Source organism: Candidatus Binataceae bacterium, assembly GCA_035500095.1.
Lineage (GTDB): Bacteria > Desulfobacterota > Binatia > Binatales > Binataceae > JAKAVN01.
Window position 1 is genome coordinate 15,153 of sequence record DATJXN010000020.1, and the last position, 23,646, is coordinate 38,798.

The 23,646-nt window shown below is 65.8% G+C and carries 24 protein-coding genes; 15 read left to right on the forward strand and 9 right to left on the reverse strand.

Annotated elements, in window-relative coordinates; all coding sequences use genetic code 11:
- The first annotated feature begins 2 nt into the window (after positions 1-2).
- Complete coding sequence (ftsZ, locus tag VMI09_02905) at positions 3-1,283, forward strand: cell division protein FtsZ (protein ID HTQ23618.1); 1,281 nt, start codon at positions 3-5, stop codon at positions 1,281-1,283.
- Positions 1,284-1,463: 180 nt separating this feature from the next.
- Here ftsZ and VMI09_02910 read toward each other — a convergent pair whose 3' ends face one another.
- From VMI09_02910 to VMI09_02945, 8 genes are all read right to left on the reverse strand, one after another.
- Complete coding sequence (locus VMI09_02910) at positions 1,464-2,672, reverse strand: MCT family MFS transporter (GenBank protein ID HTQ23619.1); 1,209 nt, start codon at positions 2,670-2,672, stop codon at positions 1,464-1,466.
- A 35-nt stretch (positions 2,673-2,707) separates the two neighbouring features.
- Positions 2,708-3,859, reverse strand: a complete 1,152-nt coding sequence (locus VMI09_02915) for a M20/M25/M40 family metallo-hydrolase (protein ID HTQ23620.1) — start codon at positions 3,857-3,859, stop codon at positions 2,708-2,710.
- 86 nt (positions 3,860-3,945) lie between these two features.
- On the reverse strand, positions 3,946-4,710 hold the full coding sequence (locus tag VMI09_02920) for a DUF455 family protein (protein ID HTQ23621.1): 765 nt from the start codon (positions 4,708-4,710) through the stop codon (positions 3,946-3,948).
- A gap of 53 nt (positions 4,711-4,763) precedes the next feature.
- Positions 4,764-5,564, reverse strand: a complete 801-nt coding sequence (locus VMI09_02925; GenBank protein ID HTQ23622.1) for a DUF455 family protein — start codon at positions 5,562-5,564, stop codon at positions 4,764-4,766.
- A 37-nt stretch (positions 5,565-5,601) separates the two neighbouring features.
- Positions 5,602-5,988 carry a hypothetical protein gene (locus tag VMI09_02930; protein HTQ23623.1) on the reverse strand — a complete coding sequence of 129 codons (387 nt, stop codon included), beginning with the start codon at positions 5,986-5,988 and terminating at the stop codon, positions 5,602-5,604.
- Positions 5,989-6,010: 22 nt separating this feature from the next.
- Positions 6,011-6,409 carry a hypothetical protein gene (locus VMI09_02935; GenBank protein ID HTQ23624.1) on the reverse strand — a complete coding sequence of 133 codons (399 nt, stop codon included), beginning with the start codon at positions 6,407-6,409 and terminating at the stop codon, positions 6,011-6,013.
- Entirely contained in the window at positions 6,406-7,026 is a 621-nt protein-coding gene (locus VMI09_02940; GenBank protein ID HTQ23625.1) for a hypothetical protein, read from the reverse strand. Before VMI09_02940 ends, VMI09_02935 begins: the two co-directional genes overlap by 4 nt.
- A 19-nt stretch (positions 7,027-7,045) precedes the next feature.
- A complete protein-coding gene (locus tag VMI09_02945; GenBank protein ID HTQ23626.1) occupies positions 7,046-7,705 on the reverse strand; it encodes a TetR/AcrR family transcriptional regulator in 660 nt (219 codons plus the stop codon).
- Between the two features lie 130 nt (positions 7,706-7,835).
- On the opposite strand from VMI09_02945, the gene VMI09_02950 reads away from it, so the two are divergent.
- The 5 genes from VMI09_02950 (at position 7,836) to VMI09_02970 (ending at position 12,963) form a co-directional block, all read left to right on the forward strand.
- Positions 7,836-8,498, forward strand: a complete 663-nt coding sequence (locus VMI09_02950; GenBank protein HTQ23627.1) for a hypothetical protein — start codon at positions 7,836-7,838, stop codon at positions 8,496-8,498.
- 241 nt (positions 8,499-8,739) lie between these two features.
- Positions 8,740-9,018, forward strand: coding sequence for a metal/formaldehyde-sensitive transcriptional repressor (locus tag VMI09_02955; GenBank protein ID HTQ23628.1), 279 nt, complete (start codon positions 8,740-8,742; stop codon positions 9,016-9,018).
- 18 nt (positions 9,019-9,036) lie between these two features.
- A complete protein-coding gene (locus VMI09_02960) occupies positions 9,037-10,959 on the forward strand; it encodes a cation-translocating P-type ATPase (protein HTQ23629.1) in 1,923 nt (640 codons plus the stop codon).
- A 188-nt stretch (positions 10,960-11,147) separates the two neighbouring features.
- The gene (locus VMI09_02965) at positions 11,148-11,615 is read left to right on the forward strand and encodes a nitroreductase family deazaflavin-dependent oxidoreductase (protein HTQ23630.1); all 468 of its coding nucleotides are present in this window, start codon (positions 11,148-11,150) and stop codon (positions 11,613-11,615) included.
- Positions 11,608-12,963 carry an MFS transporter gene (locus VMI09_02970; GenBank protein ID HTQ23631.1) on the forward strand — a complete coding sequence of 452 codons (1,356 nt, stop codon included), beginning with the start codon at positions 11,608-11,610 and terminating at the stop codon, positions 12,961-12,963. The genes VMI09_02965 and VMI09_02970 overlap by 8 nt, the downstream gene beginning before the upstream one ends.
- Here VMI09_02970 and VMI09_02975 read toward each other — a convergent pair.
- Positions 12,960-13,433 carry a M67 family metallopeptidase gene (locus tag VMI09_02975; GenBank protein HTQ23632.1) on the reverse strand — a complete coding sequence of 158 codons (474 nt, stop codon included), beginning with the start codon at positions 13,431-13,433 and terminating at the stop codon, positions 12,960-12,962. The genes VMI09_02970 and VMI09_02975 overlap by 4 nt on opposite strands.
- A gap of 202 nt (positions 13,434-13,635) precedes the next feature.
- Between VMI09_02975 and VMI09_02980 the strand changes: the two genes are divergently transcribed.
- From VMI09_02980 to groL, 9 genes are all read left to right on the forward strand, one after another.
- Positions 13,636-14,481: a hypothetical protein gene (locus tag VMI09_02980; protein HTQ23633.1), complete on the forward strand. Its 846-nt coding sequence runs from the start codon at positions 13,636-13,638 to the stop codon at positions 14,479-14,481.
- A gap of 197 nt (positions 14,482-14,678) precedes the next feature.
- Entirely contained in the window at positions 14,679-17,054 is a 2,376-nt protein-coding gene (gene ptsP, locus VMI09_02985) for a phosphoenolpyruvate--protein phosphotransferase (GenBank protein HTQ23634.1), read from the forward strand.
- Positions 17,055-17,224: 170 nt separating this feature from the next.
- On the forward strand, positions 17,225-19,096 hold the full coding sequence (locus tag VMI09_02990; GenBank protein ID HTQ23635.1) for a radical SAM protein: 1,872 nt from the start codon (positions 17,225-17,227) through the stop codon (positions 19,094-19,096).
- A gap of 156 nt (positions 19,097-19,252) precedes the next feature.
- Entirely contained in the window at positions 19,253-20,119 is an 867-nt protein-coding gene (locus VMI09_02995; protein ID HTQ23636.1) for a DUF1499 domain-containing protein, read from the forward strand.
- 106 nt (positions 20,120-20,225) lie between these two features.
- Complete coding sequence (locus VMI09_03000) at positions 20,226-20,498, forward strand: DUF507 family protein (GenBank protein HTQ23637.1); 273 nt, start codon at positions 20,226-20,228, stop codon at positions 20,496-20,498.
- A gap of 37 nt (positions 20,499-20,535) precedes the next feature.
- On the forward strand, positions 20,536-20,811 hold the full coding sequence (locus VMI09_03005; GenBank protein ID HTQ23638.1) for a DUF507 family protein: 276 nt from the start codon (positions 20,536-20,538) through the stop codon (positions 20,809-20,811).
- Positions 20,812-20,840: 29 nt separating this feature from the next.
- The gene (gene cyaY / locus VMI09_03010) at positions 20,841-21,167 is read left to right on the forward strand and encodes an iron donor protein CyaY (protein HTQ23639.1); all 327 of its coding nucleotides are present in this window, start codon (positions 20,841-20,843) and stop codon (positions 21,165-21,167) included.
- Between the two features lie 256 nt (positions 21,168-21,423).
- Entirely contained in the window at positions 21,424-21,711 is a 288-nt protein-coding gene (groES, locus tag VMI09_03015) for a co-chaperone GroES (GenBank protein HTQ23640.1), read from the forward strand.
- A 66-nt stretch (positions 21,712-21,777) separates the two neighbouring features.
- A complete protein-coding gene (gene groL, locus VMI09_03020) occupies positions 21,778-23,400 on the forward strand; it encodes a chaperonin GroEL (GenBank protein HTQ23641.1) in 1,623 nt (540 codons plus the stop codon).
- Positions 23,401-23,646: the final 246 nt, after the last annotated feature.

The following is a 23,646-nucleotide window of genomic DNA, read 5'->3' on the forward strand; positions in this document are numbered from 1 at the left end:
CAATGATCGAGTTGATGGATTCCCCGGATCCCGGGGCGCGGATCAAGGTTATCGGGGCCGGTGGATGCGGCGGCAACGCGGTCAGCCACATGATTAAGCAGGGGTTGAGCGGCGTCGACTTCATCGCCGTCAATACCGACAGCCAGGCGCTGGCCGCCAACGCGGCGCCGATGCGCATGCAGATCGGCGCGGTGCTGACGCGCGGGCGCGGCACCGGCGGCAATCCTGAAATCGGACGCAAGGCCGCGCTCGAGGACGAGGAGCGGCTGCGCGAAGTGCTCAAGGAGGCGGAGATGGTATTCGTCACCGCCGGGATGGGCGGCGGCACGGGCACCGGCTCGGCGCCGATCATCGCACGCATCGCGCGCGAGGGCGGCGCGCTCACCGTCGGCGTCGTGACCAAGCCGTTCCAGTTCGAGGGTAGCCGCCGGATGTCCCAGGCCGACGAAGGCCTGCGCGAGCTCAAGGACGCGGTCGACACGCTGATCACGATTCCCAACCAGCGCCTGCTCTCGATTGCGAGCCGCACTACGTCGCTGCGCGAGGCCTTCCAGAAGGCCGACGACGTCCTGCTGCAAGCCGTCCGCGGCATCTCGGAACTGGTCACCGTGCACGGGCTTATCAATCTCGACTTCGCCGACGTGCGTTCGATCATGGCCGAGATGGGACTTGCGATGATGGGCGCGGCGAGCGCGACCGGCGAGAACCGCGCGGTCGAGGCGGCGCAGCGCGCGATCTCGAGCCCGCTGCTCGAGGACGTTTCGATCAAGGGCGCGCGCGGACTGCTGATCAACGTGACCGGCGGCCCCGACATGTCGCTCTACGAAGTGACCGAGGCGGCAAGTCTGATCCAGGAAGAAGCGCATGAGGACGCGAACATTATCTTCGGCGCAGTGATCAACGAGCGGCTGGCCGACGAAATCCAGATAACGGTGATCGCAACCGGTTTCGGCGATCTTACGACGCGCTACAATCCGCGCTACTCGTCCTCTGGCGCGCCGATTACCGCGCCGATCCAGGCCGCCGCCACGCGGGCCGTCGATCCCGCGGCCGTGCATCCCACCGCGCCCACCCTGCCTCCGCCTCCGCCGCCGCCGCCGCGGACGTTCGGCAGCAAGCCGGTGCGCAGGATGGGGATGATCGTCGATGACGGGCTCGACATTCCGGCTTTCAAGCGGCGTGGGGCGGACCCGGGCGCGATGGAAAGATCCGAACCGAACGAGCTCGGCGAACACGACGACAAGCTCGATATTCCGACTTTTTTGCGCAAGCACCTGGACTAGCGGGGGAGGACCCGGGGGGCCCGGCGGGCGAGCGGCGCCTGAGCGTGCGGGGGCGCGAGGTGGACCGCTTGCGAATGACGGGGACGGATGCGCGTGCGAGAAGCGCGCGCATCCGTTCTCTTTTTGAGCGGCGGCAGTTTCGCGCCGCCGTCTTTTCGGGATTCGCCCGCCGCGTGGATGTCAGTCGGCCTCGGCCAAACGCGGCGCCAAAGTCTCGTCGGCTCGGCGGAGCGGGATGATGATGAAGAACCCGATGACGCAGACCGCACCGGAGAAGGCCGCCGCCCAGAGATAGCCGCCCATCCGGTCGATCACGAGACCCGCAATCGGCGGCCCGACCAGCGCGCTTATCGCGGAGCTCGTGTAAAGCGTTCCGAGCAGCGCGCCCAGTCCCTGCACGCCGAAGAGTTCCGCCACCACCGCCGGCGCCAGCGCGACCATCCCGCCGTATGCCGCGCCCATCGTGAGCGCGAAGACCACCAGCCATCCGTAGCCGCTGGTCAGGATCCACACCGCGTAACTCAGCCCGAGCGCAAGCGTGCACAGCTTGTAGAGCCACATTATCCCCGTGCGATCCGCGACCACGCCGAGGATCATCCGCCCCGCCACGCTTGCGCCGCCAATAAGCCCGACCAGCGTCGCGGCGGCGACGCGGCCGATACCCTGGTCATGCGCAAACTCGGGCAGGTAAACGAACGGCACGTAAATCGCGATCGAAGAGAGGAGCGAGGACACCCAGAGCATCGCGAAATTCGGCGTGCGCACGGCCGTGGAGAGCCGCGGGCGTGCGGCCTGCATATGGGCCGGCGGCGGTTCGACCAGGAGCGCGCAGATGACGAGGATGAGCGCGCTCGCGACGCCCAGAATCACGTACGCCCCGCGCCATCCGAAGCGATCGATCAGCACCGCGGCCAGCGGCGCCATCGCCAGCGTTCCGCACCCGATTCCCGCGACCGAAATCCCGAGCGCCGTATTGCGCCAGCGCGAAAACCATCCACCCACCACCGAGACCATCGGGACATAACAGCACGCGCCGCCGAGTCCGACGCCGAGTCCGTAGGTCAGGTAGCCTATCCACAGGCGGTCGATGCGCGAGGTCAGGACGAGTCCCGTACCCATGAAGAACGCGGCCGCGAGCAACACCGGCCGCGGACCGTAGCGGTCGCTCAGATGGCCGGCGGGCGCGCCGAGCGCGTTGTAGATGCCGGCGGTGATCGAAAAGACCGCGGCGGTGGGCATCCGGCTCGCGCCGAACTCCTTGCCCATGGGGCGGAAGAAGGCGCCGAAGCTGTAGGCGACGCCGAACAGGGTGAAGCACGACATGAAGGCGGACGCGACCGTTATCCACGCGCGCGGCGAATCGATCTGTGCGTTGCGAAGCTGCTTCATCTTGAGAGTCGGGCAGGGCTGGAGCGAAGTCCCGCTCAGGCGCCGGCGTGAAGCTTGATCAGTTCAAGCGTTACCTCGGCGCTCGCGGCCATGTCGCGCACGTCGAGCCATTCGCGCACCGTATGGATGTCGCGCATGCCGGTGCCGAGGTTGGCGACCACCAGGCCCCGCTGATTGAGGATGTTGGCGTCGCATCCGCCGCCCGTCGCTTGCGGCCTGACTTCGCGGCCCAGACGGCGCGCCGCCTCGATCACCTTGAGCACGATCGGCGCGTCCTCGGGCACGTTCATCGCGGCGTAGGAGGGTACGCTGCGATAGTCCAGCTCGGCGCGCACGGTTTTGCCGTCGACCGTCACCGCCGCGCGCGCCACCGCGTCCTTGAAGCACCCGATCATGTGCTCGACCTGGGCCGCGAGCTTAAGCGGATCGCTCGAGCGCGCCTCGCCCCTCACGACGACCTCATTGGGCACGATATTGCCCGCGCGGCCGCCCTCGATAGTACCCAGGTTGGCGGTGGTCTCGGCGTCGATTCGCCCCAGGTGCATCCCGGCGATCGCTTCGGCCGCGATCTTGATCGCCGAAAGGCCGCGCTCGGGCGCCATCCCCGCATGCGCCTCATACCCGCGCACGGTGAAGCGCAGGCCCTGCGCCCCGGCCCCGCGCACGAAGAGGTAACCGGGCGAGTCGCTGTCGAAGACCAGGCCCTCGCGCGCGCGGAGCAGGCTTAGATCGAGATTGCGCGCGCCCTGCAGCCCGATCTCCTCGCACACCGTGAACACGGCGTCGATCGGCCCGTGCGGAATATTCCGCTCGCGCAACTGATGCAGCACTTCGCAGATGATCGCGCATCCCGACTTGTCGTCGCCGCCGAGCACCGTGGTGCCGTCAGTGCGGATGACGTCGCCGTCCACCACCGGCTTCACGCCCTCGCCCGGAACGACGGTATCCATGTGCGCGCAGAGGAGCAGGGGCGCCACGCCGTCGCGCGTCGCGTCGAGATGGGCGATCAGGTTGCCGCAGTTGCCGCGGACCTTGTCGGCGGCGCCGTCGAAGCGGCAGCGCAGGCCCGCGCTTTCGAGTTCGCGCACGAGCCTGAGCGCGATGTCGCGCTCGCGCCGCGAGAGCGAGTCGATCTGGACGATTTCGAGGAACAGTTGCTTGAGACGCGCAAGGTTGATCGCCGCCATAGAGGGCTTTTGTATCGCGATTGGCGCCGCGCTTTCCACCGCGCGGCCTGCCGATCGCGAGAACAAGAGAACGACGCGCTCGCGCGTCAGTAGGCGGCGCTCGCGCGCGCGGCCGCGATCAGGCGGTCGATTTCCTCCTCGGTGAAGCCGGCGAGAAGCCGTGCCTCGCGGGCGATCGTGATGGTCTGTGAATCCTTTTCCACGTCGTCGAGCGCCTTGCGCGCGCCGCGCGCGTTGAACAGGTCATCGACGCTGTCCTGGAACTCCTGCGCGCGCCGCAGCCGCTCGGGGTCGCCTTCGGTCAGCTTGCGCATCCACTTCGAGCCCATCCGCACGTGGGTGATTTCGTCGGCCAGCACGTAGTCCACCGCGCGCTCGATAATCCGGTCGCCGTTTTTCTGCGCAATCCGGATCAGCTGATCGAAGACGTCGCAGGCGAGCCCCTCGAGGCCGCGGTTGATCCCGGCGACGCGCGCGGCGGGGTCGTCGGCGAGCGTGCAGCGCCACAGAATTTCGGTCTCGGGATAATCGCCCGGCTCGGCGCCCAGGTATTGCAGCAGGCGCATGAAAATCTCGCTGTGGCGCGACTCGTCCCATACCTGGCGCGCCATGTCGAGCTGAAATTCCCACGGCGCGTCGGGAAAGTCGAAGAGCGTCCGCCCTGCCGCTTCCATCGCCTGCAGTTCGCCGGCAAAAATGCCGTGCAGGCGCACGCGCAGCGCCTCCTCGTCGAAAGGCATCACGCGCTCGTCGAGGCCCTGCTCCTCGCGAATCTCGCGCATCCTGCGCGCGCGCAACAGGACGAAGTTGTCGGGACGCGCGAGGCGGTCGGCGGGAATCATTTTCTGCATGATGGTGGGGTCCTTCCCTTTCCGTTATATCAGGCCGCCGCCGGGCACCACGCTCAGTAGGCCGAACTGCGGGCGGCGGCCTTCATCAGGCGGTCGATCTCCTCGTCGCTGAAGCCCGTCAGAAGCCGCGTCTCGCGCGAGATCGTGAGCGTCGCGTCGAAGTCCATCTGGCGATCGCCGAGCATCAAGGGCACCTGCGGCGCATCCTCCCTGGAGGTGCGGAAGCCGTCGAAATTGAACAGCGCGTCGATATTGTCCTGGAACTGCTGCGCGTGCTCCAGGCGCTCGGGTTCGCCTTCGGTCAGCTTGCGCATCCACTTCGAGCCCATCCGCACGTGGGTAATCTCGTCGGCGAGCACGTAGTCGACCGCGCGCTCGATAAACGGGTCGCCCATCTTCTGCCCCATCCGGATGATCTGCTCGAAGACGTCGCAGGCGAGTCCCTCGAGGCCGCGGTTGATTCCGGCGACGCGGCAGGCCGGGTCGTCGACCTGCGTGCACGACCACAGGATTTCGCTTTCGGGAAATTCGCCGAGGTAGGAGCCGACGTACTCGAGGAGCTTGGAGAAAATTTCGGCGTGGCGTGATTCGTCCCACACCTGGCGCGCCATGTCGAGCTGAAACTCCCACGGCGCGTCGGGGAAATCGAACAGCGTCCGTCCGGCCGCCTCCATCGCCTGCATCTCGCCGGTGGCGATTCCGTGCAGCCGCCCCTTGAGGAAATCCTCCTCGAGCGGCATCACGTTGTTGGGTGGAATTCCCTGGTCGATGCGCGCTTCGCGGATGCGCTCGACCGGGACGAGAATGATTTCGTCGGGCCGCGCGAGCCGGTCAACCGCGATCATCTTTTGCATGAGGCTGTCTCCGTTCCGAAACGGCAGGCGTTCATTTTCAGCGTGTCCAGGCGGTGCGTCCGCTCGCAAGATTGTACGCTTCCCAGATGACCCAGCGCCCCTCGTGCTCGCCCAGCCGGAGCTGGAGCGTGAAGGGCGCGGCGCTTTCGCCGAAGAGCCGCGCCTTGACGTAGTAGTGATGGTTGACCTTGGCGTGCGCGATGATTTTGTGACGCTGGTAGGCGCCGGACGCGATCGCGTCGATGAGGCCGCGCAGTTCGGCGGCCGCCCTGGGGATCACCAGCGCCTCGAGCTCCGCGCGCCGGTCCGAGGCGAGCAGCTGCAGGATATGGCCGGCGGCCGCGAGCATCGCGTGCGGCACGATGAAACGCTCCGCGATCGGCTGGGGCCCTATCGCGCTCGCTCGATTCCCGAGATCCGGCATCGAAATTCTCCTCGACGGTGCCTCATCGATTTTCCCCGGCCGTCCCGGCGCTGCTCCAGGCGGCCGGCCGCGGACGTTTGACGCCGCTCCACGGCGTGTGCGCGGGGGGGAAATATTCGGCCTCGGCGATCTGCCAGCGGCCGTCGCCCTCGCGTGCCCATCGAATCTGCATCAGCGCGCTGCCCTGCGCGCCGATGAAGCGCACCTTGGAGATGTACTGCGTGCCGAGCCGCGCGAGTGCCGGCGTCGTGTAGCCGTCGAATGGCCCCACGCTCGCGGCGGCGTCTATCGCGACGCGATAGGCTTCGAGAGCCGTCGGCCTGACGCAGCCTTCGGCCGCGCCGGCATCGCCCGCGACCACCGCCCGCGCGTGCGCGCCGATCGCCTCGAGCAGTTCGGGGACCTTTTCCTGCGGCCTCATCGGCTGCGTCCAAGACCTCGCGGCTCTTCGCGATCCCGTTCCGTCCCGGTGATGCCGCCAGAGGCGGCGAGCAATTCCTCCAGCCGGGCTTGCCAGTTCGCGGCGCGGCGATGCTTTTCGGGCGTATCGAGCAGGTTGTCGAGCAGGACGAGGCCGCGCTCGATGTGGCGCTTCTCGTCGTCGAGCAGGTGCGCGAGGATCCTGAGAGTGGGCGGTTCGTAGACCGGGTTGGCGGCGGTGACGTGGGCGCTGTAATGGGCCACCAGGTGCGGCTTCAGCACGCGGTAGATGCCGGCCGCGCGCTCGATCGTATCCTCCCACTGCTCCTTGTCCTCGATCGCGTTGATGAAGGCGACGAAGGATTCGTTGGGCGGGCGCGAAACCTGGGCCTGCGAGCGCAATTCGCCAAGGCGCTTGCCGAGCGCGTCGGCGTGGAGCGCGCATTCGTAAACCTGGCGCGCCATCTCGAGCTTGACCGGAATTTCCGGCGTAAGCGCGATCCAGCCCGCCATCATCCGCATCATGCGCTCCTCGGCGTAGCGGTAGTTCATGATGAACCCGGCGCTCTGCTTCACGCTGTACACGCCCTCGAGCGTGCGCCGATCGTAGAGTTCCATAGACCCGTGTTTCCGCCTTTCAGATTTCCGCGCCGCGCGCGGCGGGGTTGAAGAAACGGCCCTCGACCAGCGCCGCGATCTGCCGCCAGTAGATTTCCTTGTCGGTTTTTCCCAGGTAGTCCGCGCCCATCGCCCATCCCGAGCACAGCATGTGCACCGCCTGGACGACGCTCCGCAGGTCGTCGTAAACGATCACGCCCATCCGGCGCCCGCGCTCGAGCACGTTCTCGATCGTGGAGGTGTAGCGGCCGACGATCTGCTTGAGCGCGGCGCGATAGTCGGGGCGGCGCGCCAGGTAGCGCACCTCCTGGTTCAGCACGCAGAACGCCTCACGGTAGCGGTCGATCACGTCGATCGCCGCGCGCATCAGCTCAAGCAGCTCGCGGCGCGGCTCGCCGCGGCTCTTGCCGCGGATCTGCGGCAGCATCTCGGCCAGCTCGGCGACCATCGATTCGGCGAGCAGCAGCAGGATGTCGTCCTTGCTCTGCAGGTAGACGTAGATCGAGCCTGCGGCCAATCCGGCTTCGAGCGCAATCTCCTTGACCGTGGCCTCGTGAAACGACTTGTGCTCGAGCACGCGGCAGGCGGCGGCGAAGATCTGCTGGCGGCGCGCGCGGACCAGCGCCTCGTCCTGATTCTGCGTTCTCAGCTGGGTCTGGGTTTTGAGCGGCTCGGGCATGGTTCGCGATGCCTCTATCTGGAGCGGAGGTCGGGGAGAAGATTGCCGGGCGCCGGCAGGGCGTGATGCCGTGGCGGGCGAGGCCTGAGGCGGCTCTGATGCAGATGCTCCTGCGGTTGAGAGCTAATGAATGAACGTTCATTTGTCAACCGCCCAGTCTATGCAAGCAGGCGAAAAGCTGCACGCCGGTCCTGCTTCAAGACGGTCAGCGGGTCGTCTTTTCTGCATTTCAAAATGCAATCCATCAGGCGTTTTGCAGCAAGGCGGCGCGTTCAACTCGTTGTCCCGTGCCGGCTCCAGCAGCCGATTAGCTCGCGTTTCCCAGCGCATTTTCACGGTATGGAACTTGCGCCGACGAACGGTCATGAAGCTATGGCGCATCGGTGAGAAATCGCCCGCTCGGGAGACGATTTCGCTCAAGCACGACTTCGTGATCGGACCGCAGCGTTACAGCGAGCTGTTCGGGCGGCCGGCGCGGCTCTACCACTGCGTTCGATGTAAGTGGAGCTTTCTGGTCGGCGGAAGCAAGGTCGTGGTCCTCGACGAGCATCAGAAGCCGATCGTCGGCGAGGAAAGTCTCAAGCGATTCAATTCGCTCGGCCAAGGCCCGTGCCCGGTCCTCGAAGCCTTCATGTCGGCGGCATTGGGCACCGGCCAGGCTCCACGCGTGGGGTCTCAGAACGGACTGGGGAAGCCCGCCCGAATGGCTCCCTTCCCCATTCCCGCGCCGACGGCGCGGTCGCGGCCCGTCCTGCGTCTGCTCGGCCGGATGCGCGCGAATTTCGCAAAATAGCGGCGGCTGGCCTGGCCCGCTCCGTTCCCGGCACTGTCCAGTTTACCGCGCGCACGCCCGCCATGCGGCGGCGCCGGCCGCCATGATGATCAGACCTGTCTGAACCGGCCGAATTCGGCAACGCGCATCGATAATCGACAATCGCCGCATCAGGCGCCGGCGGCGTTCGCGCGACGATGTGGACAGCACGCCGATCCGCACGTACCATACCCCCTATGGTATAGAGGGAGGTGCCTTTCGCGTGGGCCACACGATCAAGGAAAAAAACAAGCTGCTCGCCAGAGTCCGCCGCGTGCGCGGACAGATCGAGGCGGTCGAGCGCGCGCTCGCAGACGAACGGGGTTGCACCGACGTGCTTCACCTGGTGGTCGCGGCGCGCGGCGCGATGAACAGCCTGATGGCCAAGATCATCGCCGATCACGTCCGCATGCACGTCGTCGATCCGGCGCGCGAACGCGGCTCCGCCCGCGCCCAGGGCGCGCAGGAGCTGATCGACGTAGTGCAGGCTTACCTCAAGTAGCCACGAGGGGTTGGCGAGATGGAACCGTCCGCACCGATCATCGATATCGCCGCGATCGCCGCGGGCGAATCGCTCGACCTCCGCGCGCCGGGCGACGCCGGCGAGCGTCCGGCCGGAGAGCCTCCGCTCGGCCGGGTCGAGGCGGCGCGGATTGCAATCGTGGCGCTCAGCGCCGCCGCGGTCTGGCTTCGTCTGTGGGAGCCGTTTGCGAGCGTCAGCCTGATCGGCGCGGCCGGCGTCGCAATCGGCGGATGGCCGATCTTCAGGGAAGGCGCCGAAAATCTCGCCGCGCGGCGGATGACGATGGAGCTCTCAATGGCGATCGCAATCGCCGCCGCCGCCGCGATCTCCGAGTACACAACCGCCCTAGTCATCACCTTCTTCGTGCTCGTCGCCGAGGTGCTGGAGGGCTTGACGGTCTCGCGCGGACGGCGGGCGATCCGGGATCTGCTGGATTGTCTGCCGCGCATGGTGATCGTGCGCCGTGCGGGCGCGATGCGCGAGGCGCCGGCGGGCGAACTCCGGAGCGGTGATTCGGTGCTGGTCAATCCCGGCGGCGCGGTGCCGGTGGACGGCGTGGTCCTGAGCGGCCATTCATTCGTCGATCAGGCGCGAATCACGGGCGAGTCGATGCCGGTCGAGAAGCTTCCCGGCGCGGCCGTGTTCGCCGGCACGATCAATCAATCGGGGGCGCTGGAAATCCGCGCCGAACGGATCGGCCGCGATACCAGCTACGGCAAGATCATCGAGGCGGTGGAGCAAGCCGAGCGCTCGCGCGCGCCGGTCCAGCAACTGGCCGATCGCCTGGCCGGTTACCTGGTATATTTCGCGCTCGGCGCGGCCGCGCTCACGCTCCTCGTGACGGGCGACTTCCGCTCGACTATCTCGGTGGTGATCGTCGCCGGCGCATGCGGCATCGCCGCGGGTACGCCGCTCGCGATCCTCGGCGGTATCGGGCGCGCGGCGCGTCTGGGCGCGATCGTTAAGGGCGGGCTGTACCTCGAGACACTCGGCCGTGTGCAAACCGTGGTCCTCGACAAGACCGGCACCCTCACTTTCGGCCGTCCCGAGGTGCAGGCCGTCGTTCCCGCCGCCGGCGTCTCCGAGACCGATCTGATAGTCGCGGCGGCGTCGGCCGAGATGCGCTCCGAGCATCCGATCGGCAAGGCGATCGTCGCGCGCGCGCTGTCCGAGCGTCGCTCGATCCGCGAGCCGGAGCGTTTCGATTACCGCCCGGGGCGCGGCGTCAGGGCCGTGGCCGACGGAGCCGCGATTCTCGTCGGCAACCGCGCGCTGCTGAACGAGCATGGGATCGAGTTTCCGCGCACCGCGCCGGCCGAAGCAGACGGCCTGGCACAGGTCTTCGTCACCCGCGCCGGGCAATTCATGGGGACGATTTTCGTCGCCGACACGATTCGTCCCGAAGCGCGGCGCGCGGTCGAGGCCTTTGGCGCCACGGGAATCCGGACGATCCTGCTCACCGGCGACGCTGGTTCCGTGGCCGAAGCCGTGGCGGGTGCGCTCGGGATCGGCGAAGTCGAGGGCGAACTTTTGCCCGAAGCCAAGCTCGCCCGGATCAAGCGGCTCGTCGCCGACGGATTGGCGGTTGCGATGGTCGGCGACGGAGTCAACGACGCGCCTGCGCTCGCGGAGGCGAGCGTGGGCGTGGCGATGGGTTCAGGCACCGAGGTCGCGCGCGAGAGCGCAGACGTGGTGCTGCTCGGCGACGATCTTAAGAAGTTCGCCGAAACGCTCGAGATCGCGCGTTGGACGCGCAGAATCATTTTTCAGAATTTCGCCGGAACGATCGCGATCGACACCGTCGGTATCGCGTTGGCGGCGGCCGGGCTGATCAATCCACCGCTCGCGGCGTTCGTTCACGTCGCTTCCGAACTTGCCTTCATGCTCAACTCGGCGCGCCTGCTGCCGCCGAAGTCCTAGCGCGCCGGCCGGGCCGGTGCGGAAATCGCGACAGTGCCGCAGTCGCAGACTATCGGAAAGGCGGCTTAACCTCGCCGCAACACTGCGTCGGGTGGCTTTCGGGCGTGGTTTCTTGCATGGCCTGCCTGCCGCTGATAACCAATGAACGCCCCTAGGCTGGCTTTCCAAACATTGGAGGAGCTGTCCCGATGGCGCCGGCGCCGCACTTTCTCAAGCCGTCCCTGACCGAGCGCATTTTCAATCGCTGCTTCGCCGTCGCGATCGGTTTCGGGATGGGGCTTGCGCACAACTATGTGCTCGAAGTGAGGGGGCGCAAAAGCGGCCGGATGTATTCGGCCCCGGTTGACCTGCTCGAGTTCGAGGGACGGCGCTACCTGGTGGCGCCCCGCGGCGAGACCCAATGGGTGCGCAACGCGCGCGCGGCCGGACGCGTGACGCTGCGCAGGGGACGAAAGGGCACGGAGTACACGGTGCGCGAGGTCGGTTCCGCGCGCCGTCCGGAACTGCTCAAGGCCTATCTCGACCGCTTCGCGCTGACGGTGCAGCGCTACTTTCCGATTCCCCGCGAATCTCCCGCCTCAGATTTCGCGCCGCTCGCTGAGCGTTACCCGGTATTCGAACTTTTACCGGCCGGCGGCGCGCGCGCGGATGTCTGAGCTCGCGGCGCCGCTTGACGCCCCGGAGCGGCCGCTTCAAGGGCTGCCCGCAGAGCCGTCGCCGGACGGCGCCGAAACCGGCGCGCGCAGCCGGCAGGTGATCCGATGCGTCGTCGCGCTGATGTTCTATCAGGGCTTCAATCTCTCGATTTTGGGAACCAGCTCGCCGTGGATCGCCCGGAGCTTTGGCCTCGACCAGTCCGGAATCGCGCGAACGTTCGCCTGGATCTGCCTGAGCGCGTTCGGCGCGCTCGCGCTGTCGCGGATGGCCGACCGGGTCGGGCGCCGGCGCGTCGTGCTGTGGTCGATGGCCGGAACTCCGCTGAGCGCGCTTTGCGCGGCGCTTTCGCCGCACGTGGCGATGCTCGCGGTCTCGTCGATTTTCCTGTTCGCGTTCATGGGCGCGACGATCGCAAGCGCGATCGTGATGACGGCCGAGGAACTGGCGGTCGATGATCGCGCGCGGGGCCAGAGCTACGCCGCACTGGCGGGCTCGCTCGGCGCCGGACTCTGCATCCTGATAATGCCGCTGCTCGCGCTCAGCGTTTATAGCTGGCGCTTGTTGTTCGGAATCTCGGCGTGCGGGATTGCGCTGTGGCCGGCGATGGCGCGCCTGGTACCGGAGAGCCGGCGATGGGCGCGCGCGGCGGCAGCCGGCGCGCCCGGCGCGACCAGCTTTTACGCGATCTTCCGTCCCGCCTATCGGCGCCGCGCGGTGGTGATCCTGCTTTCCACGCTCTTCGGCGCCACCGCGGCGACCGCCGCCGATAGCTGGTGCTACTTCCACGCCGTCACGGTGGTGCACCTGCCGCCCGCAATCGTCAGCACGCTCATCCTGGCCGGCGGCGGGTTCGGGCTTTTGGGTTTCGGGAGCGGCGCGTGGTCGAGCGAGCGCTTCGGGCGGGTGCGGACCATCGCCGTTATGTGGCCGCTCGCCGCGATGGGCGCGCTCTGGTACTACTGGGGCCCGCCGGCGCACTTCGCGCGGCCGGCGCTATGGCTCGGCGCCGGATTCGCCTGGCGCAGCGTGATGGGCAACGGAGTGATGGTCGCGCAGAATTCGGCGGCGACCGAGCTTTTTCCAACGGCGCTGCGCGGCACGATCTTCGGATGGATCGCGATCGTTACCTCGCTCGGCGCGCTCACCGCGCATATTTCGGTGGCGCTGCTCGCGGTCCCGCTCGGCGGGCTCTCGACGGTGGTCGGCTATCTGGCCATCGTCGGAGTGCCGGGCGCGATTCTGTACGCGATTTTTATCGACGAGACGCGCGGGATGACCCTTGAGGCGGCCTCAGGGGAGGCTGCTGCGGGCGCGGCCGACTCAGACGATGATTCGCCGCCGCCTTAGGCTGTCTCAAGCTCGGTCTCGACGAAATCCTTGCTCCCGGGATCCCATCGGAAGGCCGCCGCGCGCGCGAATTTCCGGTTGCGCACGGAAATCACGATATAGACGGTGTCGGGATAGTCGGGCTCGGCGGGATCGAACGAGCAGGCCTGTGCGCGGTCGGTCGCGGAGAAGTACGCGTCGTGGTCGGGATGCGAATGGTAAACGGCGCTGAGCTTCAGGCGGCGGCGGTCGATCTCGTTCATCACCGCCAGATGCTCCCGCGGCTCCATCAGGAAGGCCGTGCGTGCATCGCGCGCGAAGGCAATCGGATCCTCGTCGTGCATCCGGTTCTGAATGTTGCTTATGGGGCGGACTTCTTCCTCGACGGCGTCGCCGCCGATGATGAAGCCGCAGCACTCGAAAGGGAATTCGCGCTCGGCCTGCGCGACGATTTGATCGAAGTTGGTTTTGAGAAGGACAACGGGGTTCATAGCGGCCTCGGGCGGCGGCGGGTTTTGTCGCGCGCGAACAATCGCACGGCCCAGCGCTCCCGGCCCTCAAAAACTTAGCCGCTTCGCCTCGCTGCGACAACGGCAGCGCAGCGCCGCGAGCAGGGTGGTTCTTTGCGGCTTGCCCGACGATGCGCTCGCGCTGTAGGAAGTAGGTCGAAGCGGCCTTTTGGAGAAATTCGACATGGAACGGACAGCGATTCGTCTTGGCGGCGTCGAACTCGGCTCATCGGTGATGAATGCTTCGGGGCCGCACTCGGCCGAGCGCGGTGAAATCCTCGAGCTGAGCGAGCGGCATCAGGGCGCCCTGGTGTTCAAGTCGTGCAACATCGCCGGGCTCGAGGCGCCGGAGAATCTGAAGAACCGCGGCGTCGAGCATTTCGCGGCGATCGCGCGCGAGCTTGCGCCGCGGCGCAAAGCGATCATCGCGAGCGTGGTCGGCAACACGGAAGACGAGATCGCCCGGGTCGCGGCCGTCCTCGACCGCGCCGGGGTGAAAATCGTCGAGCTCAACCTCGCCGACGACTACGTGATGAACTCGGTGGCGCCGTTTGCTTCAGCCGAAAAACTCAAAACGATCATCGCACGGGTGCGCGGCGAGATTGGGGCGGCGCTCGCGGTCAAGCTCCCGCCGCGGCCGGGCGCGATCGAGGCGGGGGCGATCGCGGATCTGTTCAAGCAGACGGGCGTCGCGATCGCCGTGTGCGCCAACGACCTGCCCAAAGACCTCGAGATCGATATCGCGAGCGGCCGGATCAAGGGCGCGGCGCGCCCGCTCTCGCAGACGCATATCTACTGGCGGCTGGCCGGCGGCGCATATGACGTGGTGGCGGTGGGCGGAGTGAACACGGGACGCGACGCCTACCTGGCACATCTCGCCGGCGCGAAGGCGGTCGGCGTCGGCTCGGCGCTAATCAAGGAGGGCGCGGGGGCGCTCGCACGCATCGATCGCGAACTGGACGCGTTGCTCGCGGAGAACGGCAAGCGTTCGGTGAACGAGATCCTGGGCCAGGCGCGCTTTGAAAGTTAGGCGCCGCCTCTCATGGCATATTGCAGGGGTGCAGGCGGCTCGTTCCCGTTGGCCGGGCTGAGTGCAGGCCGCTTGCGGTCCGCGCACCGAGTGGGAATCGTCATGCGCCGAATCTTCACGCCGGCGGTGTGAGGATTTGATGATCATAGTTGTGGAACAAACCGTCGGCGGGATAAAATCGAGGCGAATCCCGGATCATGGCAGTTAATCGCGATCGTCTCGCCCTCATCGAGGACATCTCCGCCATCGGCGGCGACGCCGCCAACTCGCTCCGCGAGACCCTGGACAAGATAGTCACCACGATCGCGAGCGGGATGGAGGTCGAGGTCTGCTCGCTCTACCTCTTCGACGCCCAGCGCGAGCGCCTGGTGCTCCGCGCCACGGTCGGGTTGGAGACGGAGTCGGTCGGCAAGGTCTCGATGCGGGTCAACGAGGGGCTGGTCGGCCTGGTAGTCGAGCACGGCCAGCCGGTCACCGTCTCGGACGCGATCAGCCATCCGCGCTACAAGTATTTTCCCGAGACCGGCGAGGAGCGCTTCCACGCCTTTCTGGGCGTTCCGGTGCAGGACGGGCGGCAGAAGCCGATCGGCGTGCTGGTCGTGCAGACGCTGCGCAGCCGCAAATTCAGCCCGGGCGAGGTGCGCCTGCTCAAGACCGCGGCCAACCAGGTGGCGCACATCCTTTCGCACTTCCGGCTGCGCGAAACGCTCGCGACCAAGGAAAAGGAGCGCGACGAGTACCGCCGCCGGATGATCGAAGCCAACCGCCAGCTCAAGGGCTACGAAAAGATCGGCGGTGAGACTCGGGTCAAGGCGCCGGTCAAAGTGCGCCGCCCGCGCCTGGTCGGACTGGCGGCGGCGCCCGGCTTCGGCCACGGTGTGGCGCACGTGGTCGGCACCTTTCTGAGCACCATCGATCGCAATCTCAAAGCCCGCGACATCCGCGCCGAGCACAAGCGCCTGGAGGAGGCGCTCGCCCGCTCGCTCACGGAGCTCGACGCCGTGCGGCATCGGATGACCCCGCTGATGCCCGAGTCGGAGCTCAAGATCTTCGACGCCCACAAGATGATTCTGGAGGACGACGAGTTCGTCGGCCGCATCCGGGACATCGTCGCCACCGGCTACGCGGCCGAGAGCGCGCTGTTCCGGGTGATCGACGAGTTGAGCGCGCAGCTTCTGGCGGTGGCCGACGGCTACCTGCGCGAGCGCGCCACCGACTTTCGCGACGTCGGCCATCGCCTGCTCCGCCACATGCGCCAGGACGATCGGCGCAACCAGTTCAACAAATCGACCATCCTCGTCGCCGAGGAGCTGACGCTCTCGCAGCTGACGCTGGTCTCGCACGACAACCTTGTCGGAATCGCGCTGGAATCGGGCGGAACGACCTCGCACGCGGCGCTGCTCGCGCGCGCCTTCGAGATTCCCACCGTGGTCGGCGTCGATCATCTGATGGAATCGGTGGCCGAGGGCGACAACCTGGTGCTCGACGGCAATTCCGGCATCGTTTACGTCAAGCCGGCGCCCGAGGTCGAACGCGAGTACCAGGCGCTGCACAAGCGCTACGACACGTTCCGGCGCGAACTGATGAGCGAGGGCGACGAGCCCGCCGCCACCAGCGACGGCAACCGCGTCCGCCTGCTCGCCAACATCGCGCTCCCCCACGACATCCCGCTCGCGCTCAAGTACGGCGCCGAGGGCGTGGGACTGATGCGGACCGAGTTTTCGTTTCTGACCTACGAGGATTTTCCCGACGAGAACCAGCAGATCGCGCTCTACACCAAGATGTTCGACGCGGTGGGCAAGCGCCCGGTGACGATCCGCACGCTCGACATCGGCGCCGACAAGTATCCGCCTTACATGCGGGTGCCGCGCGAGGAAAATCCGTTCCTCGGATGGCGCTCGATTCGGATCTCGCTCGAGATGCCGAGCGTGTTCAAGGTTCAGCTCCGCGCCATCCTGCGCGCCGCCGTGCGGCATGAGGTGAAGATCATGTTTCCGATGATCTCGAGCCTCGAAGAGTTGCGCCGCGCGCGCGAGCTTCTGGCCGAGGCACAGGGCGAGCTGTTCCGCGAAGGGCTGGAGCACAATCCCGCGGCCAAGGTCGGAATCATGGTCGAGGTGCCCTCGGCAGTATGGCTCGCGCCGCGGCTTATCCGCGAGGTCGATTTCTTCTCGATCGGCACCAACGATCTTATCCAGTACCTGCTCGCCGCCGACCGCAACAACCCGCGCGTGGCGCATCTGTACGAAGCGCTCCATCCGGCCGTGCTCTCGGCGATTGCCGAGGTCGTCAACGTCGCGCGTGCCGCGGGCAAGGAGGTCTGCATCTGCGGCGAGATGGCGTCCGATCCGCTGGCCACGCTGCTCCTGGTCGGGATGGGCCTAGACGAGTTGAGCCTGAGCCCGCTCTTCATCCCGGTGATTCGCAAAATCGTTCGCGAGACCAATTACCGCACAGCGCGGCTAATCGCGCACGATACGCTGGAGATGGCGAGTGTGCAGGAGATAAAGGGCTATCTAATCGAGCGCTACCGCGACCTCGGATTGATCAAGCTTGTGGAAATGTTCCGTTAGGCTGAGAATTCCCCTTGAATCGACGGGCTTTTGTTCAATAGAGTTGTGGATGTGCGGAAGGTCTGCAATGTTGACTTCATGGGTCTGGATTAGTTAACTCTGACCGTTCGGTTAGAAAACGTTTCGCCCTTAGTTTTGGCATTTTTATAGAGCGGCGGAAGAGGATCTGAATGATGGTGCTGCTGGTTTGCCTTGGATGCCTTGCGCTGGTCGCTGGCGTAAGCGGCTACCTGGTTATCGGACGCAACCGCTACGGCGCCAAACACTCCGGACGCCCGCTGGAGCTTGGCGCCTCACAGAGCGCGCTTAGCCAGGGTTCGATACGGCCCGAGCCCTGCCGCACGATCAGGGTCTATTTCATCAAGCCGTCGCGGTACGACGAGCACGGCTACGTCCAGTTCTTCCGCTATGGGGTGCAGCCCAACAACACCCTGACCGTGCTGGCGGCGCTCAACGATACCTTCAACAAGCGCTATTCGGCCCAGCGCAACGTTTACCTGCAGACCGTGCTGTGGGACGAGATTTGCGATGGCGCGGTGTCGCCCGAAACGATCGTCGCGATCAAGGAAAAGGCGCGCGAGGACGGCGTCGAGCTGCTAATCGGACTGTCCGGCGTGCAGTCCAACCAATATCCGCGCGGCCGCGACCTCGCCATGCAGTTCGTTGCCCAGGGTTTGCCCACCATGATGGGCGGCTTTCACGTCAGCGGATATCCCGACTCCGTCAAGTTTCTCAACAGCTGCGGCGTGACCACGATCGTCGGCGAAGCGGAAAACCTGTGGGGCCAGATCATCGAGGATTTCCTCCGCGGCGAGCTGCGGCTCAATTACGCGGTCACCGAAGGCATCCGCGCCAAGACCGGCCAGGAAGATATCATCGTGCCGCAGATCGCCGAGGCCCAGTTGCCCGTGATCGACGATCGCTACCTGACCCGCTTCTTCAACGAAGCGATGACCACGATCGATACCTCGCGCGGATGCCCGTTCACCTGCTCTTATTGCAGCGTCAAGAACGTGATGGGCCGCACGATGCGCTCGCGCGAGCCCGAGGCCGTCGTGCACTGGGTGCGCGACGCAATCCGCTTCCACGGGATCGAATCGCTGTTCCTGGTCGACGACGACTTCTTTCGCAGCCCGCGCTGGGAGGAGATCCTGACCGGCCTGGTTGAGGTCAAGAAGGAGTTCCCGCAGCTTAGTTTCATGATGCAGGTTGACGTTGACGCCTCTTGCTACGCCAACGTCGCGCCGGGCGAGACCGAGGGCGCCAAGCATCGGCGCAGCAAGCGCTTCGTCGAACTGGCGGCGCGCGCCGGATGCTATCAGGCTTTCGTCGGAATCGAGTCGCTCAATCCCGACAACCTCAACCACGCGACCAAGTACCAGAACACCGACGACCGGCAGCATCGGCTGAAGCTCGATGAGTCGCGCGCGCGGGTGCTCGAGAAGTACCGCCGCCTGGTCGACAACTGGCATCGCGTCGGCGTTTCCGTCCACGCGGGCTACATGCTCGGCTTCCCCTTCGACGGCCCCGATTGCGGACGGATAGCGGCGAAGACGCTGCGCAAGCTCGGCTTTGACATCGTGTCGTTCTTCATCATGACGCCGCTGCCCGGCACGGAGGACCAGGTCCGCTACGCCAAGGAAGGCGCGATCATCGACTGGGACTTCAATAACCTCGATTCCCAGCACGTCACGCTCAAGCACGAGCGGCTGGACACCGATTCCTGGATGCGCGCCTACCGCGACGCATTTACCGGCTTCTATTCGTTCGCGAGCCTGCTCAGGACCATCTTCACCGTGGCTGGCGGGCGCGGGCTGAGCGCCGAATCGCGCCGCTCCACGCTGCGGCAGTTCATGTACTACTTCTTCAGCTATCGCCAGGGCCGCCATCCGATGGTCGGCGGGGTATGGCAGATTCTGCGGCGCGACGTGCGCCGCGCCGCGATTACCGATGAAGAGGCGTACCGGCACTATCTCGGCGGGATGCGCTTCGACGCGATCCTGCGCGGCGAGGGCGGCGGCTTCGCGACGGCTTCCGCCTGAGCGTAGTGAAGCGTCCCGGCAGGACTTACGTCCAGCGGCCGCTTCATCGGCTTGCCGCCGCGGATTTCAGACGCCTGCCGGCGTGCCCGGCGGGCGTTTTTCGTCGAAATTTCCTTATAGCAGCGGGGTCCGCGGCATAATAGGATAGCAGCGCCGATGGACGCACTACCACTTGCGCAGTTGCGCAGTTTCCTGGTTCCCGGGCCTGAACGCCTTGCCGCCGAGCTTGTGCTCGGCGCGCTGGCGCTGATCGTTCTCAGTATCTACGTGCGCGGCCCTATCGGTACGTTCTTCCGGTGCATCGTCTTCGCCTGCGCGATGACCGTTATCATTGGCGGAACGGCGATCCTGATGAATAACGTATCGCTGGCGGGGCCGCCCAACCCGGCCAGGCGCCTGCAGCGCTTCCTGACCGTGAATTGGGCGGCGACCAGCGAAAAGGGCGACGGTGCCGCCGCCTGCGCCGACCCGGCCCAACTTGGGGCCCGTGAGCCTGCCGACACGGAGCATCACGAACGCCGCCATGTGCGCCACACGGCGGCGCACACCGAGGCTGCGCCCGCTGTTGCGCCCACTGCGACTCCGGCGGCAAACGCAGCGAGCGCGGGCGCGGAAGGGGACTATCCGGAGTTGGTCCGCAACGCGTACCCCGGAATCCCGCCCGCGAGGCTGATGCAGGTGGTGGCCACGACAGTGAGCGGACTTCCGGGATGGCAAATCGTTAATTCGGATCCCACGACGCTCACGATCAATGCGGTGTATCACACGCGCTTGCTTGACTTCACCGACGACGTGCGGATCGTCGTGACTCCGCGCAGCGAAGTTGACGTGTGCTCGCGCTCGCGCTTTGGCCAGGTCAAAACGCAGTCGCCGCTCGATTTCTGGCACGGGGACTTCGGCGCCAACATCGGCCACATCAAGGAGCTTTATCTGGCGCTCGGTCCGGCCACCAATGAAGCGTATCGCCAGGTTGAAATCGAGCAGACCGCCCAGCAGCACGGGGTCAAGTCGCCCAGGCCGTAGCGTGCGAGCAAAAGGCCACTTGACCCGGCACCCCCGCCGCCGGAACATCGTTAACAGAGAAGTTTCGAAGCCGGGAATCTTGTTCACGAGGCAGTAAAACCCGAATATGCTCCGCGAAGCGCAAATCGATTCACTGGCGAATCATCTGGTGCACGGGCTTGTCGCCCGCGGCATTATCAAGCCGCGCGTCGACGAAAAAGACCTGGTCGCCTGCGTGGTCGAGCTGATGTCGCAGAACTTCGAGACCGAATCCCGGATCGATGACGAGGCCGACAAGATGGCCGAGGAGCAGGCGCGGCTTAATCCAGGGGTCGATGCGACCCGGCTGCGCTCGATGATCCGCCAGCGCCTCGCGCAGAAGCGGAACTTCACCCTTTAGCCGCGAGGCCGAACTGCTCGGGGCGGATGGCGATGCCATGAAACTCAGCGAGGAGCGGATTCTTTACCTGGCGCGCGAATCGCTCGCAAAGCTTCGCGACGAGGGGCTGGCCGAGATACCTAACTTCGCTCTCGCGCTGCGCCAGGCGCGCGATTTGATCGCCGGATGGGAAGAGCAGGGCGACGCGATCGACGAGATCGTCCGCCGCAAGATCATCTCGCTCAAGCGCGGCGTAGTCGAGGGCAGCAGCGAATGGAACATCCTCTTCCGCCGCTATCGCGAAGAGGAGTTACGCAAGAAAGGCCCGCGCTGATCCAGGCGGCGCGCCAGGATAACTCTCCGATGGACCCCAGGGAATTTGCCGCCCGCTCCGACGCTTGCCTCGCCCGCGTGGCCAGGTGGCTGGAGGATTTCGACCCCGACGAAGTGGACTATAGCACCGGCGACGGCGCGGTGACGATGGAATTCCCCGACGGCGGGCGCTTCGTGCTGAGCCGCCAGAGCGCGACCTCGCAGGTCTGGCTCGCGGCCGGCGCTCACGGATGGCATTTCGACTACGACGCTGCGTCGGACCGATGGACCGGCGACAAGGACGGCCGGGACCTCTACTTCCGGCTCGCCGAAGCGCTCTCCGAAAAGCTGGGGCGGCGGGTCGAGTTCGAGGATTGAGCTCTCGGCCGAGCAAATTTAATCTCATTTTAATCATCTAACGCTATCTTTGCGGCGTTTGATTGTCGTAACGCGGAGATCGTTCCCTTGCGTCGCGCTTTGCGTTTCGATGAAGTCTGAGGTACTCTGAGCGATTGGCACTCGGGCTTCGCGACTGCCAATTGACAATTAATCCTCCGTGATTAATTTACTGTGCGCGGAAATTGGTTCCGCCTAACACCACAATTACATCGAGGCAAGGAGGCTGCTGGTCCCCATGAAAATCAGGCCATTGGGCGATCGCATTCTGGTCAAGCGCATCAAGGAAGAGGAAAAAACCAAGGGCGGGATCATTATCCCGGACACCGCCAAGGAAAAGCCCCAGGAGGGCAAGGTCGTGGCCGTCGGCAAGGGCAAGGTGACCGACGAGGGCAAGCTGCTGGCGCCCGACGTGAAGGCGGGCGACAAGATCCTGTTCGGCAAGTATTCGGGCAGCGAGGTGAAAATCGAAGGCGAAGAGCACCTCATCCTGCGCGAGGACGACATCCTGGGCGTGCTCGAGTAGCCGCCGCTTCGCTGTCGCTTTAAACCGGCTCAAACACTTTCTAACTTTCGAGGAGAAGCAAAAACCATGGCAGCCAAAACAGTGCGTTTCGCCCAGGAAGCGCGCGAGAAGATTCTGCGCGGCGTCAATGTCCTGGCCGACGCCGTGATCGTCACGCTCGGCCCCAAGGGGCGCAACGTCGTGCTCGAGAAGAGCTTCGGCGCGCCCACCGTGACCAAGGACGGCGTGACCGTCGCCAAGGAAATCGAACTCGAAGACAAGTTCGAGAACATGGGCGCCCAGATGGTCAAGGAGGTCGCCTCCAAGACTTCCGACGTCGCCGGCGACGGCACCACCACCGCCACCGTGCTCGCCCGTTCCATCTATACCGAGGGCATGAAGATGGTCGCGGCAGGCCACGACCCGATGTCGCTCAAACGCGGTATCGACCGCGCCGTCGAGTCCGTGGTCAGCGAGCTCAAGGGCCTCTCCAAACCCACCAAGGATCGCCGCGAAATCGCCCAGGTCGGCACCATCTCGGCCAACAACGACTCCACCATCGGCGACATCATCGCCGAGGCGATGGAAAAAGTCGGCAAGGAAGGCGTGATCACGGTCGAGGAAGCCAAGGGGCTCGAGACCACGCTCGAAGTGGTCGAGGGCATGCAGTTCGACCGCGGCTATCTCTCGCCCTATTTCGTCACCGATCCGGAACGGATGGAGGCGAAGCTCGAAGACGCCTACGTTCTAATCCATGAGAAGAAGATCTCTTCGATGAAGGACCTGCTGCCGGTGCTCGAGTCTATCGCGAAGACCGGCAAGCCCTTCCTGCTGATCGCCGAGGAAGTCGAGGGCGAGGCGCTCGCCACCCTGGTCGTCAACAAGATTCGCGGCACGCTCAGCTGCGTTGCGGTCAAGGCGCCGGGCTTCGGCGACCGCCGCAAGGCCATGCTCGAGGACATCGCCATCCTCACCGGCGGCAAGGTTATCGCCGAGGAACTCGGGATCAAGCTCGAGAATGTGACGCTGCAGGATCTCGGCCGCGCCAAGCGGCTCGTGGTCGACAAGGACAACACCACGATCATCGATGGCGCGGGCAAGAAGGCCGAGATCGAAGGCCGGATCAAGCAGATCCGCGCCCAGATCGACGAGACCACTTCCGACTACGACCGCGAGAAGCTCCAGGAGCGGCTGGCCAAGCTGGTCGGCGGTGTGGCGGTCATCCGCGTTGGCGCGGCGACCGAGGTCGAGATGAAGGAGAAGAAGGCGCGCGTCGAGGATGCGCTGCATGCGACGCGGGCCGCGGTCGAGGAAGGCGTGGTTCCGGGCGGCGGCGTGGCGCTCATCCGCTCGCTGTCGGCGCTGGACGGACTGCGCGCGGGCGAAGACGAAAAGGCTGGCATCAACATCATCCGCAAGGCGCTCGAGGATCCCGCACGCTGGATCGCCACCAATGCCGGATGGGAAGGCTCGGTGGTGGTCGACAAGATCCGCAACAACAAGGGGCCCTTTGGTTTCAACGCGGCGACCGAGGAGTTCGAGGACCTGATGAAGGCCGGGATCATCGATCCGACCAAGGTCGTGCGCAGCGCCCTGCAGAATGCGGCTTCGGTGGCGAGCCTGCTGCTCACCACGGAGTGCATGGTGGCCGAGAAGCCCGAAGAGAAGGGGGGCAGCGCGCCGGCGATGCCTCCGGGCGGCATGATGTAAGGGATGATGTAACGATGGAGTAACCGCAGGCGCATCCGTGGATGCGCCTGCGCGCAGGACTGAACGTCGGCGGGCGGCGGTTCCCGGATGGGGACCGCCGCCCGCCATTGTGCGCCCAGCATGGCGCGTGACTTAAGAGGTGGAAGTCCTCTGTGCGAGCAGGCCGCGTCGAGCACTAGCGAAGCGCAAAGGCGTCATCGTGAGATGGGGTCTGGAGGAAGCGTGGAGCAAAGCCGCGAGCCGACG